Annotated in this window: 14 protein-coding genes; all 14 read left to right on the forward strand. The window is 46.3% G+C overall.

The window, feature by feature from the left end; genetic code table 11:
* Positions 1 to 88 precede the first annotated feature (88 nt).
* Positions 89 to 1,075 carry a flotillin-like protein FloA gene (gene floA, locus H509_RS0109815; protein ID WP_028544929.1) on the forward strand — a complete coding sequence of 329 codons (987 nt, stop codon included), beginning with the start codon at positions 89 to 91 and terminating at the stop codon, positions 1,073 to 1,075.
* 10 nt (positions 1,076 to 1,085) lie between these two features.
* On the forward strand, positions 1,086 to 1,565 hold the full coding sequence (locus H509_RS0109820; protein ID WP_028544930.1) for a hypothetical protein: 480 nt from the start codon (positions 1,086 to 1,088) through the stop codon (positions 1,563 to 1,565).
* Between the two features lie 253 nt (positions 1,566 to 1,818).
* Positions 1,819 to 2,109, forward strand: a complete 291-nt coding sequence (yqfC, locus tag H509_RS0109825; protein ID WP_028544931.1) for a sporulation protein YqfC — start codon at positions 1,819 to 1,821, stop codon at positions 2,107 to 2,109.
* Positions 2,110 to 2,111: 2 nt separating this feature from the next.
* Positions 2,112 to 3,293 (forward strand): sporulation protein YqfD, encoded by a 1,182-nt coding sequence (gene yqfD, locus H509_RS0109830; RefSeq protein ID WP_028544932.1) that lies wholly within the window; start codon positions 2,112 to 2,114, stop codon positions 3,291 to 3,293.
* Between the two features lie 4 nt (positions 3,294 to 3,297).
* The gene (locus H509_RS0109835) at positions 3,298 to 4,296 is read left to right on the forward strand and encodes a PhoH family protein (RefSeq protein ID WP_211234323.1); all 999 of its coding nucleotides are present in this window, start codon (positions 3,298 to 3,300) and stop codon (positions 4,294 to 4,296) included.
* 15 nt (positions 4,297 to 4,311) lie between these two features.
* Entirely contained in the window at positions 4,312 to 6,726 is a 2,415-nt protein-coding gene (locus H509_RS24855) for an HD family phosphohydrolase (protein WP_084159145.1), read from the forward strand.
* Between the two features lies 1 nt (position 6,727).
* Positions 6,728 to 7,225: an rRNA maturation RNase YbeY gene (gene ybeY, locus H509_RS0109845; RefSeq protein ID WP_028544934.1), complete on the forward strand. Its 498-nt coding sequence runs from the start codon at positions 6,728 to 6,730 to the stop codon at positions 7,223 to 7,225.
* On the forward strand, positions 7,225 to 7,599 hold the full coding sequence (locus H509_RS0109850; protein ID WP_036696887.1) for a diacylglycerol kinase family protein: 375 nt from the start codon (positions 7,225 to 7,227) through the stop codon (positions 7,597 to 7,599). The genes ybeY and H509_RS0109850 overlap by 1 nt, the downstream gene beginning before the upstream one ends.
* Positions 7,600 to 7,614: 15 nt before the next feature.
* Positions 7,615 to 8,049, forward strand: coding sequence for a cytidine deaminase (gene cdd / locus H509_RS0109855; RefSeq protein ID WP_028544936.1), 435 nt, complete (start codon positions 7,615 to 7,617; stop codon positions 8,047 to 8,049).
* A 129-nt stretch (positions 8,050 to 8,178) separates the two neighbouring features.
* Entirely contained in the window at positions 8,179 to 9,084 is a 906-nt protein-coding gene (gene era / locus H509_RS0109860; RefSeq protein ID WP_028544937.1) for a GTPase Era, read from the forward strand.
* Between the two features lie 116 nt (positions 9,085 to 9,200).
* Entirely contained in the window at positions 9,201 to 9,338 is a 138-nt protein-coding gene (locus tag H509_RS27190) for a YqzL family protein (protein ID WP_084159146.1), read from the forward strand.
* Between the two features lie 29 nt (positions 9,339 to 9,367).
* Positions 9,368 to 10,162, forward strand: a complete 795-nt coding sequence (recO, locus tag H509_RS0109870; protein WP_028544938.1) for a DNA repair protein RecO — start codon at positions 9,368 to 9,370, stop codon at positions 10,160 to 10,162.
* 402 nt (positions 10,163 to 10,564) lie between these two features.
* Positions 10,565 to 11,452 (forward strand): glycine--tRNA ligase subunit alpha, encoded by an 888-nt coding sequence (gene glyQ, locus H509_RS0109875; protein WP_028544939.1) that lies wholly within the window; start codon positions 10,565 to 10,567, stop codon positions 11,450 to 11,452.
* Positions 11,445 to 13,511, forward strand: a complete 2,067-nt coding sequence (gene glyS / locus H509_RS0109880; protein WP_028544940.1) for a glycine--tRNA ligase subunit beta — start codon at positions 11,445 to 11,447, stop codon at positions 13,509 to 13,511. The genes glyQ and glyS overlap by 8 nt, the downstream gene beginning before the upstream one ends.
* Positions 13,512 to 13,703: the final 192 nt, after the last annotated feature.

Below are 13,703 nucleotides of genomic sequence, written 5' to 3' on the forward strand. Positions count from 1 at the left end.
GTAAGGGGTAAACAAATGTAGTTCCTTCTTCCTTTTTACCATTTAAAGGATTGGGATAGATGAAAAAAGATTAAGTGGAGGTACACACATGGACCCATCAATCATCAGTATTTTGCTTATTGCGGTAGTTGTTGTTATCGTATTGAGCGTATTTCTTAGCTTCTTCCCCGTTATGCTCTGGATCAGTGCCATTGCATCGGGAGTGCGTGTAGGCATCATTACGCTTGTGGCAATGCGCCTTCGTCGTGTAACGCCTAGCCGTATCGTTAATCCGTTAATCAAGGCTTCCAAAGCAGGTCTTGGCTTAACCCTTAATCAGTTGGAAAGTCACTATTTGGCTGGTGGTAACGTTGACCGTGTTGTAAATGCATTAATCGCTGCACAGCGCGCAAACATTAACCTTGAATTCGAACGTGCAGCAGCTATCGATCTTGCTGGTCGTGACGTCCTGCAAGCTGTTCAAATGAGCGTTAACCCTCGTGTCATTGAGACACCAATTGTAGCTGCAATGGCGAAGGATGGTATTGAAGTCCGCGTCCGCGCTCGTGTTACTGTTCGTGCCAACATTGATCGCCTCGTCGGTGGTGCTGGTGAGGAGACAATTATTGCTCGTGTAGGTGAGGGTATCGTTACAACGGTTGGTAGTGCGAACACACATAAAGATGTGTTGGAAAATCCAGATATGATTTCTCGTACTGTGTTAGGCAAAGGTTTGGACGCAGGAACGGCGTTTGAGATCTTGTCCATTGATATTGCGGATGTGGATGTAGGTAAAAATATCGGTGCGAACCTGCAAACAGAACAGGCAGAGGCCGATAAACGTATCGCCCAAGCGAAGGCGGAAGAACGTCGTGCAATGGCGGTTGCGCTTGAGCAGGAGATGCGTGCTCGTGTCGTAGAGATGCGTGCGCGAGTTGTGGAATCTGAATCACAAGTTCCACTTGCAATGGCAGAAGCATTACGATCTGGCAAACTCGGAGTAATGGATTACATGAATCTGAAAAATATTGAAGCGGATACGCATATGCGTGGTTCGATCGGCGGTAAAGGTACCGATCCTAAATCAGAAGGCTAGGCGATAAGCCATGGAGAAAATAATTGATCTCGTATTTAGCAATCCGATTATTGCCATTGCCATATTAGGTTTTTTGTTTTCCTTGCTAGGTAAGGGGAAGAAACAAACGAACCGTATGCCAAGCTTTGGCGGAGACCAGAGAGCGGGAGATTCATCTGGGCAGCGCACGCATGACGAGCATGATGACGAGGATGAGTCGTTGTTTGAAGAGCCTGTAGTGCCATCACAGACGATGATGACGGAGCAGCCCTCATCCAATGCTTCAAGCGCAGCTTCGCGGACATCCGCTAGCTACCAAGAACGTCAGACGATGAGTCATAGAGCAGTAGCGACTCGTGATGCGATACATGTGCCTAATCCGATTGAAATGAATGAAATTCAAGATGATTGGCAGCAGGCAGGTGTCTCTGTCGAAGATGCGCGGCGTGGAGTGATTTGGGCTGAAATCATTGGCCCGCCACGTTCGAAACGACCGCACGGGCAGCGCTAAATAGCAATATAAGAACACACATACTTTGATCGTGGAAGTGGCGATGAGCCATTTGATCGGAGTATGTGTGTTTTGTTTTGGGCGAAAACGAGCATTTTGTGGAGCGAGGTGCTTGTTGTCCTCTCCATTTAGGTACGAAAGGACGGCTAATTCGTAGATTGTAGCCTAAATTAGCCACAGCGCCTACTTTCACCTTCATAAACCGTACGGTTGTCGCATAAATTGTAAAGTACAGGAAGGGGGCCTATCGTACATGAGCCGCTTCACCCGCAAACTGCGCCAATGGACGGCACACTTGTTCGATCTGCCGCAAGATATGCTATCTAATGTGCCCCGATTTACGATGATCGGCAATCGACAACTGTTCGTGGAGAATCATCGCGGCGTTGTTCATTTTTCAAGTGAGCATATGCGTTTGTCACTAGTTACCGGCGAGCTTGAAGTGTTCGGCCGCAACTTGGTCATACGTGGAATATGGACCGAGGAAGTTTTTATTGAGGGCAGCATTATTGAAGTCAAGGTTCACGGAATGGAGGATACGTAGTCATGAAACCACCTGCACTTGCAAATTGGCGCGGTTACGTACGCGTTCGTATTAGGGGACAATATGCGGAACAATTGTTAAACAAGTTATCAGCCAAGCAAATGCTAATATGGGACGTGGCGCGTGAGGAAGACAATCAGGTCAGCTTCTTTATGATGCTGCCGGATTTCTTCCGTCTTCGTCCGCTGTTAAAAGAGACAGGCTGCCGAGTCCATGTAGAGGCACGATTTGGTCTGCCATTTTCAGTTAAACAGGTGCGTAAGCGCACGTTTTTTATATCTGGCTTATTTCTGTTTCTGCTAGGTATGTACATGCTGTCGTCGTTAATTTGGACCATTGATGTGAAAGGAAATGAACGAATCTCTACCGATGATGTGCTTGCTGCCGCGCGGGAAGAAGGGATTTATCCGTTTCAATGGACTTTCCGTATGAAAAAGCTGGACACGCTCTCTAAGGAGCTAAATGCCCGCCTGCCATCCACTTCATGGATTGGGGTGACGAGACAGGGGACAAAGGTTGTGATTCACGTTGTGGAGTCTACAGTGGCGGAGAATCGGACGCTGCGTAATCCAAGCCATCTGATCGCACGGACGGATGCGGTCGTTACTGAAATCATTGCGAAAGCAGGGCGTGCTGTTGTGCGGCCTAACACAAGAGTGAAGAAGGGAAGTGTGCTCATTTCTGGCATCGTTGGCTCCGCACAGGCGCAGCAGGCTGTACCTGCGAAGGGAGTAGTACGAGGGTTGGTATGGCATGAATATGAAATTAGTTCTCCGCTGATTAGCAAGCAAAAGGTGCTTACAGGAGAGTTTACAGAACGTCATTACGTACAGCTCGGAGAACGCCGATTGCAGGTGTCCGGATTTGGAGATATACCGTATGCTCAGTATGAGGTAACTACTGACGTGGCAGCCACTTCCTGGGGGCGTGTATCGCTTCCTTTCGGGTGGATTACTGAAAAAATAGCAGAAGTCCAGCTAGTGGCGGAAGAACGAAGCGAGCAAGCTGCGATGCAAGAAGGTTTAAAACAAGCAAGATTTGATATAGTGGCTAAAAATGGGCCTGATGCCCGCGTTAAAACGGAAAAAATTTTGCATCAGAAGTCGGAGAATGGTAAAGTGAAACTGAAAGTATTATTTGAAGTCGAGCAATCGATTGCTGTCGAGCAGCCGATTATCCATTAAGCTAATGAGACTGAAGGCAAGGAGACTGAGGTTTTTGTCGCAACTACAGACTGTCAAACTTTCATTACAGAATGCCGCCGAAGGCTTAGCCTTGCTTGGACCGCAGGACAAGTATTTGCGGCTGATTCAAAGCCGTACGGGTGCTCAGATCACCTCAAGAGAAGCAGAAATTGTTATTTCTGGCGGTATGGAAGAAGTTGAGAAATTTAAACGGTTGTTCGAAGTGTTGCTGCAATTAATCCGCAACAATATTACATTGTCCGAACGCGACTTCATGTATGCGCTTGATCTAGCTCAGGAATGGAAAGTTGATGAGCTGCTTGATCTATTTAAAGGTGAGATCACCACGACGTTTAGAGGTAAGCCGATACGGGTAAAAACAATAGGTCAGCGTCATTACGTGTCTACGATCAAGAAGCGTGATATTGTATTTGGTGTAGGACCAGCAGGGACAGGAAAGACCTATTTAGCGGTCGTTCTGGCTGTTAGTGCGTTAAAAGAAGGCGCCGTCAAACGAATTGTATTAACACGTCCAGCAGTAGAGGCGGGCGAGAATCTGGGATTTCTCCCAGGGGATTTGCAGGAGAAGGTAGATCCATACTTGCGTCCGCTGTATGATGCGTTGTACGACGTCATGGGACCAGATCAGACGGCTAAGGCGTTAGAAAGAGGACTGATTGAGATTGCTCCACTCGCGTATATGCGCGGACGGACGTTGGATGACGCCTTTATTATTTTGGATGAAGCACAAAATACGACTCCTGAACAGATGAAGATGTTTTTGACGCGCCTCGGATTCGGCTCCAAGATGGTCATTACGGGCGACGTCACACAGATTGACTTGCCGCGCGGCAAAAAGTCTGGTCTGGTTGAAGCGGAACGCATCTTACAAGATATTGAGGAGATCGGAATCGTACATTTTGCTGAGCAGGATGTCGTTCGTCATTCCTTAGTACAGAAAATTATTGTGGCTTATCAGAAGGAAAACGAAAACCAGGGATAGAGAGGACTGTTCTCTATGCTACAAGCACATCAAGGTAGTGGCAACAAAGCTCGCCCTGTTACAATGGCAGGATGGAAATACAGTTTAGGGGTACGTATTGTCTTATTTTGTTTTATGACGGTATTGTTTTATTTCAGTTTGGCACCAAACATACTGCCAGAGAAATTTGATATCGTCGTTGGTAATGTGAATGAGAAAAACATCGTGGCACCCAAGCAAATACCAGACAAAAAGGCAACGCTAAAAGCACAGGAAGAGGCGGCAGAGCGAGTGGCGCCTAGTTATCCCATCGTTTCTTTTAAGAATGAGAAGCTGATGGATATTGTGTTAAATCGCATTGAAACGGTTAATGTTGACGAGTTGATCTCCTTCTCTGAGAAGGTAGATCTGTATCGCAGAGTCATTCCGCAAATGTTTGACGACTATATGAATTCGTTTAAGATGGACAACCGTAGTACATATTCAAACAAGTTATTGGACGAAATGTCGAAGCGTATCGAGGAACAAAAGTATCGTGTTCCTGAGGAAACATTTATTAAGATCGCGCGTTTGTCCAAGGATGACATTACGGACATGAAGCCTGTTGGTCGTGATATCGTCAGCAAGTTGATGAGTGACTCGATCGCTGATGCAACGGTGGCACGCGCCAAAGTGGCGGAATACGTAAATGCCAGTTCCTTAACTAAACGCTCTACGCGTGAAGTTATTCAAGAACTTGTGCGTTTATCGATTACACCGAACAAATTTTATGATGAAGAAGCAACGAAGGAAGCTAAAGTGCAAGCACGGGAAAATACACCGCAAGTGTTCATTAAGCAGGGCGACATCATCGTCAAGCGTGGACAAGTGATCTCGCAAGATATGTATGATCTGCTAAAGGAAAATGAACTGCTGAAGTCGGAGGTAAATTTGTGGCCACAGCTAGGCTTATTGTTGCTCTCCTTTATGTTTGTCGGCGTATTGTTTATGTTTATGAGACAAAGCAGCAGCACGCACTTTAAATATAACAACGCACAGCTTTTGATGCTGGCGATCATATTTACGATTAACGTATTGGCACTTCACATTGTCGCCTACGCTCAGACGGAGACGTCTACGTATATCGGCTATGTGGCGCCTGTGGCTTTGGGTGTTATGCTGATCACACTGCTGCTGGATGTTTCATTGGCCTACATAAGCGCCGTCGTATTTAGTGTGATGGCGAGTATTGTACTGAACACGCAGCAAGGTGAACTGTTTGATTTTAATTTTGGCTTCTTGGCCTTAGTTGTATCTTACGCCGCTATATTTGCGATTCACCGGGCAAGCCAGCGGTCAACGATTTTGAAGGCCGGCATTATGATTTGTATTTTTGGCAGCTTAACTGTGATTTCGCTTGCTATGATGAACGGCGATCCGTTAAATAGCAGAGATACACTTCTTGCAGCAGGTCTTGCTTTCAGCAGCGGGTTAGTGACAGCAGTGCTTGTCATTGGTTTGATGCCGTTCTTTGAAGTTACATTCGGCATATTATCAGCACTGAAGCTTGTCGAGTTGTCCAACCCTAACCATCCGTTACTACGCAAGCTGTTAACGGAGACGCCGGGTACTTATCATCACAGCGTCATGGTAGGCAATCTGGCTGAACAAGCTGCCGAATCAATCGGGGCGAATGGGCTGTTATGCCGAGTTGGTGCGTTTTATCACGATATCGGCAAGACCAAACGACCAAGCTACTTTATTGAAAATCAGACAAATATGGATAATCCGCATGATTTTATAGATCCGAAGCTAAGCACTTCGATCATTACGGCACACGCACGTGATGGTGCTGAAATGCTAAAAGATTACAAGCTTCCTAAGCCGATACGGGATATTGCGGAGCAACATCATGGCACCACTTTTCTTAAATTTTTCTATTACAAGGCGATCAAACTGGCAGAGGAACAGGGGGTTGAGCCTGATTTTACAGCGGATGACTTCCGGTATCCAGGGCCGAAGGCACAGTCCAAGGAGGCCGCTGTTGTAGGGATAGCAGACTGTGTTGAAGCTGCTGTTCGATCATTACGCCATCCGACGGTCGAGCAGATCGAGACGATGATTCACAAGATCATTAAGGACCGGCTTGATGACAATCAGTTTAATGATTGTGATTTGACTATGCGTGAGCTTGACATCGTGGCAAACTCGTTAAAAGAAACGGTAATGGGGATATTCCATTCACGAATTGAATATCCGGACACCTCTAAAGTGTCAGACAAGTCCGATGAGAAAGTACAGCACAAGCTGCCTGCTAAAGAAGATGCTCCATCAATTGTTCACACTCACGTCGACAAGCCATCCGTACAAGCGGATGGAGTAGACGCAAGCGTTGAGCAAGCTAGCGTGGAGGAGCGTTTGGAAGCAGCAGGGTCCTCTAAAGGACTAGCAGGCCCAAAAGAAGGAGAATAGTATGAAGGTAACATTAGCGTGGAGCGATGAACAGGAACGGTATCCAATCTCCACTGTATTAGTAGAGCAGTTGGAGTTAATTCTAGCGGAAGCTGCGCAAATGGAAGGGGTTACAGATGGGGAAGTTGCCCTTACATTTGTAGATGATGAGCGAATTCACGAGTTAAACCGTGATTACCGTGGCATTGATCGTCCTACAGATGTACTGTCATTTGCACTGAACGAATCTACTGATGAGGAGTTGGATATCCTTTATGAGGTAGAGGATGAGTCAGAGCTGTTAACTATAGGTGATATGTTAGGCGATATTATTATTTCTACGGAACGTGCTCAGGCACAGGCAGAAGAATACGGACATTCGCTGGAGCGGGAAATTGGATTTTTGTTCGTACATGGCTTTTTGCATTTGCTAGGGTATGACCATCAAGATGAGGCATCAGAACGTGTTATGATGGACAAGCAGGAAGCTGTGCTTGCTAAGGTTGGATTGACACGCTAATGAGACAGAGTAAGCGGCCTTGGAGGCACACATTTCAAGTCGCGATAGAAGGTATATGGTACACGCTGCGTACGCAGCGTAACATGCAGGTGCACATAGCTATCATGTTTGCGGTGACCGGATTGGGCTTCGCGCTTGAGCTGAAGCGGACAGATTGGTTATGGATTGGGTTGTGCATCACGTTGGTTATTATGGCGGAACTGTTTAACACTGCTGTAGAAACCGTAGTAGATCTGGTGATGCCTGATCTACATCCGCTTGCCAAGATTGCAAAAGACACTGCCGCAGGTGCTGTACTGGTTGCGGCAGTGTTTGCCGTCATTGTTGGTGTAATTCTATTAGGTATTCCGCTATGGAAGCTGTTGGTCAACTAGAAGGAGGAACGTCAGATGAATGCTACACAACTGATGGAACAAGCAAAACTTGCCCGCGAAAAAGCGTATACACCTTATTCACATTTTAAAGTCGGGGCAGCATTGTTGGATGGGGATGGACACGTACACGCGGGATGCAATGTGGAAAATGCCGCTTATGGCCCTACGAACTGTGCAGAGCGAACCGCATTATTTAGAGCAATAGCGGATGGATGCAAGCCACGTTCCTTTAAAGCGATTGCTGTCGTTGGAGATACGAGCGACCCAATTACACCATGCGGGGTATGTCGCCAAGTCTTATTGGAGTTATGTCCGCCGGATATGCCCGTGTATATGGGCAATTTGAATGGCGAGGTTACGACTACTACGGTAGGGGCGCTGTTACCAGGCGCGTTTGACGTGAACAGTCTGGAAAGCTCAGCGACACGTCAAGCTGAATTAAAAGATTAGACAATCGAAGCGGTTCCGCTCCAGTCTATAGACGATGCGGAGCCGTTTATATATATTAGAGCAAGTCAGCACAGATGAAATATAAGTTTATAACAAGAATGACTAAGAGCCAGAGGAGAAGTTAAATTGATGAAGCAATCCAAATCGTATAAATCAGGTTTTGTAGCCATAATCGGGCGACCTAATGTAGGTAAGTCCACATTAATGAACCACATTATCGGTCAAAAAATTGCCATTATGTCTGATAAGCCCCAGACTACTCGTAACAAAATTCATGGTGTATACACAACAGAAGGTTCGCAAATTGTGTTTCTTGATACACCAGGCATTCATAAGCGCCAATCCAAGCTAGGCGACTACATGAATCAAGTGGCACTTACAACATTAAACGAAGTCGAAGCTGTGTTGTTTTTGGTTGATGTATCGGCAGGTCTTGGGGGCGGTGATCGCTATGTCATTGAGCAGCTGAAGCGAGTAAACACGCCTGTAATTTTGGTCATGAACAAAATTGATCAAGTGCAGCCAGAAGAACTGCTTGGCATGATCAAAACGTATAACGAACTGCATCAATTTGCAGAGATTATTCCGATTTCTGCATTACAAGGTAACAATGTGGATCGTTTGCTGCAAGTGCTGTCTGGTTATTTGCCAGAGGGTCCACAATACTATCCAGAGGATCAAATTACAGATCATCCTGAACAGTTCGTAGTGGCGGAGCTGATTCGGGAGAAAATATTACATGCAACTCGCGAGGAAATTCCCCATTCAATAGCGGTTATGATTGAAGATATGAAGGTGCAAGACAATGGTGTGGTGCACATTTCTGCGGTTATCTTCGTCGAACGGGATTCACAAAAAGGAATCGTTATTGGGAAGCAGGGCGCACTGCTTAAAGAGGTTGGCAAACTTGCCCGCAAAGATATTGAAACATTGTTAGGATCAAAATCGTTCTTGGAACTTTGGGTAAAGGTGAAAAAGGACTGGCGAAATCATGATCGCGTGTTGCGTGATCTGGGCTTTAGAAACGATAAGTAACGGCGGCATAAGCAACTGCATCTCCTATAAGCCAATTATTGCATCGGATATTCCCTACCTCTCAGCACATGATAATGGATAGGACAGAATCATTTCCGATGAAGGGGGATTTACGAATGCGTGATTTCTCGTGGAATGTGTTTGCAATGACGGGGGATGTGGATGCCTACTTGCTGTATAAGCATATAGGACAGATCTCAGATGGAGAAGAAGAGGTAGCAGAGCCCGAGTTGTCTGAGCAGATCGTGGAGTGATAAGTCAGTTGTCATAGGGGAGGACAACGGTGTTATATAGGGTGGAAGGTATTGTTATACGCAGCATGGATTATGGGGAAGGAAACAAGATTATTACACTGTGCACCAAAACGCACGGCAAGACCGGTGTCATGGTAAGAGGTGCGAAAAAGGTGCGCAGTCGCCATGCTGCGGCTACACAGTTGTTTACATATGGCGAATATATTTATTTTAAAGGGATGGGGCACATTGGCACCTTAAACGGTTGTGAAATTTTGGAGTCCCATCATCCACTGCGCGAGCAGCTGCATCTGGCTGCATACGCATCTTATGTGGTAGAACTTGTTGATCGCGGCTTGCAGGAGGAAGAAGCAGGCGGCTATATGTTTGAGCAGTTGCTTGCTTATTTACATGCCTTAAAAGAAGGGAAGGACGAGCAGGTACTAACCCATTTGTTTGAAATGAAATTATGTCAATCCGTGGGGGTAGCGCCAGTGCTGGACACTTGTGTTATTTGCGGACAAGCTGAGGGACTTGTTGCCTTTGGGTGGCGGCTGGGCGGGGCGATATGCGCCAAGTGTCGTGTGCGTGAGCATACTAAATATATGGCTCCAGTGTCCATATTAAAGCTGTTGACGCTGTTTGCCAGAACAGACTTGCGCAGAGTTGGCAACATTACCGTTAAGCCGGAAACAAAGGTACATTTAAGGGCATGTATGCGCGGTTACATGGACACTCATGTGGGAGTCCGATGCAAGTCTTTGAATTTTATTGAGCAAATGGAAAAGTATGATCTTGCCGCGATTCAAGAGCAAGTACAGCGCGAAGAACCTCAAGAGGAATAAGTATAGTTGGGTGTGTGCTATACTTGACGAATCGTTCTAAGTTAGATATGATATTGACTATTATAAAATAAACATATTTGCAAGGATGAAGAAAGTAATTCGACGATCAGTTCGAGAGCAAGCGATTCGGGGACGGTGAGAGCCCGGACGAACAGCCGAATGAACAGGCACTTCGGAGCAAATACCTATGAAAGTGGATCGCGACCGTATTGGATTGGCATTTTGCCAAGGGCATGCGGCGGTCAAGTAGGGTGGAACCGCGGGAGAATATACTCTCGTCCCTACGTCTGGCATCAGGCGTATGGACGGGAGTTTTTTGCATGTATATCGATCTGTGAGCATGTATAGACAACTTCAGACGCCAGACGCCGTCAATTTGAGGGACAAAGGAGTGATAGGCACATGAATTTTCAACAAATGATTTTAACGCTGCAAAATTTCTGGGCGGAGCAGAAATGTATTATTGTCCAGCCCTATGACGTAGAGAAGGGTGCCGGAACGATGAATCCGATGACATTTCTTCGTTCGATCGGACCTGAGCCTTGGAATGTTGCTTATGTGGAGCCTTCAAGACGTCCTGGCGATGGACGTTATGGTGAGAACCCGAATCGGCTTTACCAACATCATCAATTCCAAGTTATTATGAAGCCGTCCCCAGATAATATTCAGGAGCTTTATTTGGAAAGCTTGAATCGTCTAGGTATTGATCCAGCTCTGCATGATATTCGTTTTGTTGAAGATAACTGGGAATCCCCGACACTAGGCGCTTGGGGACTTGGTTGGGAAGTATGGCTTGATGGAATGGAAGTGACACAGTTCACGTACTTCCAGCAAGTGGGTGGTATCGACGCGAATCCAGTGGCGGTAGAAATTACGTATGGACTGGAACGTCTTGCCTCTTATATTCAAGACAAAGAAAATGTGTTTGATTTGGAATGGGTTGAAGGAATCACATATGGTGATGTATTCCACCAACCGGAGTTTGAGCATTCCAAATATACATTTGAAGTTAGTGATGCAGCGATGCTGTTTAATTTGTTTAATACGTACGAACAAGAAGCAAAACGCGCTATGGACGAACACCTTGTGTTCCCTGCGTATGACTATGTATTAAAATGTTCGCATGCCTTTAATCTTTTGGATGCTCGTGGAGCAATCAGTGTAACAGAACGTACGGGCTTTATTACGCGTGTTCGTAATTTGGCGCGTCAAGTAGCGGCTACTTACTATGAGGAACGCGAGAAGCTAGGATTCCCGCTGTTGAAGAAAGGAGATGAGCACGATGCCTAAACATTTGCTCTTGGAATTAGGTTTGGAAGAAGTGCCTGCTCGTTTTATGCGTGCGGCTATGGAGCAGTTAAAGGAACGGACGGAGCGTTGGCTGGAAGCAGCACGTATAAGTCATGAAGGCGTTCAAGCTTATGCGACACCACGCCGTCTCGCAGTGCTCGTCCAACATGCGGCTGATAAGCAAACAGATGTTCATGAGGAAGTGAAAGGACCTGCTCGTAAGATCGCCTTGAGTGAAGGTGGCGAATGGTCCAAAGCTGCGCTTGGTTTTGCTCGCAGTCAAGGGGTAGAGCCTGACCAGTTTTTCTTTAAAGAATTAAACGGTGTAGAATACGTATATGCTAACAAGAGTAGTGTCGGAATGGATACGTCCGAAGTGCTTGCTGAAGGATTCAGCTCGATTGTACACGCGATGACATTCCCTAAAAATATGCGTTGGGGCGCATATGAAATGCGCTTTGTCCGTCCTATTCGCTGGGTAGTAGCACTGCAAGGCGAACGTGTTATTCCACTTGAATTTACTGGTGTGCAGGCAAGCAACGTATCTCGCGGGCATCGCTTCCTTGGTCAGGACACTGTTATTCCAGAGCCAGGCCAATATGTGGAACGCTTGCGTGAACAACACGTCATTGTAGATGTAGCAGAACGCGAACAACTGATCGTGCAACAAATTGAAGCATTGGCGCAAAAGCAACAATGGAACATTGCAATTAAGGACGATTTATTGGAAGAGGTCCTCTTCTTGGTCGAGTACCCTACGACTTTGTTTGGGACGTTTGACACGTCTTTCTTGAATATTCCGCAGGAAGTGCTAATTACATCGATGCGTGAGCATCAACGTTACTTCCCTGTGCTTGATGCAGCAGGGCAACTACTCCCATTTTTTGTGACAGTGCGAAATGGAGATCAAAAAGGTATCGAGACGGTCGCCAAAGGTAACGAGAAGGTGTTACGGGCGCGGTTGTCTGATGCTAAATTTTTCTACGCAGAAGATCAGAAGCTTAATATCGAAGCTTGCGTAAATAAACTTAACTCGATCGTGTTCCACGAGGAACTGGGTACGCTTGGGGATAAGGTTCGACGCCTTGTTAGCATAGCTGATTTGCTCGCCCAAGCGGTACAAGCGGATCAGTCTACAGCGAAGCAAGTAAATCGCGCTGCACACATTTGCAAATTTGACCTTGTTACTCAAATGGTATATGAATTCCCTGAATTGCAAGGTGTTATGGGGGAAGATTATGCGCTTAAATTTGGGGAAGATGCTACAGTAGCACATGCTATAAATGAGCATTATAAGCCGCGTTATTCGGGTGACCCTTCACCTGAGACATTGCCAGGTCAATTGGTCAGCATGGCGGATAAACTTGACACGATGGTGGGCTGTTTTGCGATCGGGATCATTCCAACTGGATCACAAGATCCGTATGCGCTTCGTCGACAAGCAACAGGCATCGTTCAAATGCTGTTGGAACGCAGCTTGCCATTGACGCTTACTCAAGTGTTTGATATTGCGCTTGACGTATTAGACCGTGCAGGTCTGTTGAAACGTGAGCGTACAGAAGTTCGTCAAGACTTGTACGAGTTCTTTGGTCTTCGTGTCAAAAACGTACTGTCTGAGCAAGTGCGCTACGATGTGGTGGACGCGGTGCTTGCAGCGGGTTATGACGACGTGAAGTTAACGATTTCGCGTGGCGAGACGTTGATGGAAGCGGTTCGTCATGAAGCGTTCAAAGCTACGGTGGAATCGTTTAATCGCGCATGTAATTTGGCATCGAAAGCCGATGACAGTGAAGTAAGCACCACACGCTTTGAACAGGACGAAGAACGTGCACTTTATGCTCGTTATCTTGAAGCACACGCTAAGTACAAAGCGGCGGCAGATCCTGCGAGTGCACTGGCGGCGCTCAGTAGTTTGGAGGAGCCAATTACGGCATTTTTCGATCATGTCATGGTAATGGCTAAAGATGAAGCTGTAAAACAAAATCGCTTGGCGCTGCTGAAGCTGATCGCACATGATTTGAAGCAGTTTGCTGACTTCTCCAAGCTCGTGTGGGCGTAACGGCAATTAAAGCTTAATATTGCTACGTATATGTTTAGCAGCATTGGCAACTGGGGTAATTGTTTTAATATCAGGCTGTAAAGTCCGTCGCGGAGCATGCGAGAAGTAATGAAATCTCGACATGTTCCGCGCTTTTTGCGGTCAGGTCGACATTTTGTGAGAACTTGGTTATGAAAATCGTATTTTCACAAG

Source organism: Paenibacillus taiwanensis DSM 18679 (assembly GCF_000425125.1).
GTDB classification, from domain to species: domain Bacteria; phylum Bacillota; class Bacilli; order Paenibacillales; family Paenibacillaceae; genus Paenibacillus_B; species Paenibacillus_B taiwanensis.

Coding starts and splice junctions, on each gene's coding strand:
- floA (WP_028544929.1), top strand. CDS start 89: ATGGACCCATCAATCATCAGTATTTTGCTTATTGCGGTAGTTGTTGTT.
- H509_RS0109820 (WP_028544930.1), top strand. CDS start 1,086: ATGGAGAAAATAATTGATCTCGTATTTAGCAATCCGATTATTGCCATT.
- yqfC (WP_028544931.1), top strand. CDS start 1,819: ATGAGCCGCTTCACCCGCAAACTGCGCCAATGGACGGCACACTTGTTC.
- yqfD (WP_028544932.1), top strand. CDS start 2,112: ATGAAACCACCTGCACTTGCAAATTGGCGCGGTTACGTACGCGTTCGT.
- H509_RS0109835 (WP_211234323.1), top strand. CDS start 3,298: ATGAGACTGAAGGCAAGGAGACTGAGGTTTTTGTCGCAACTACAGACT.
- H509_RS24855 (WP_084159145.1), top strand. CDS start 4,312: ATGCTACAAGCACATCAAGGTAGTGGCAACAAAGCTCGCCCTGTTACA.
- ybeY (WP_028544934.1), top strand. CDS start 6,728: ATGAAGGTAACATTAGCGTGGAGCGATGAACAGGAACGGTATCCAATC.
- H509_RS0109850 (WP_036696887.1), top strand. CDS start 7,225: ATGAGACAGAGTAAGCGGCCTTGGAGGCACACATTTCAAGTCGCGATA.
- cdd (WP_028544936.1), top strand. CDS start 7,615: ATGAATGCTACACAACTGATGGAACAAGCAAAACTTGCCCGCGAAAAA.
- era (WP_028544937.1), top strand. CDS start 8,179: ATGAAGCAATCCAAATCGTATAAATCAGGTTTTGTAGCCATAATCGGG.
- H509_RS27190 (WP_084159146.1), top strand. CDS start 9,201: ATGCGTGATTTCTCGTGGAATGTGTTTGCAATGACGGGGGATGTGGAT.
- glyQ (WP_028544939.1), top strand. CDS start 10,565: ATGAATTTTCAACAAATGATTTTAACGCTGCAAAATTTCTGGGCGGAG.
- glyS (WP_028544940.1), top strand. CDS start 11,445: ATGCCTAAACATTTGCTCTTGGAATTAGGTTTGGAAGAAGTGCCTGCT.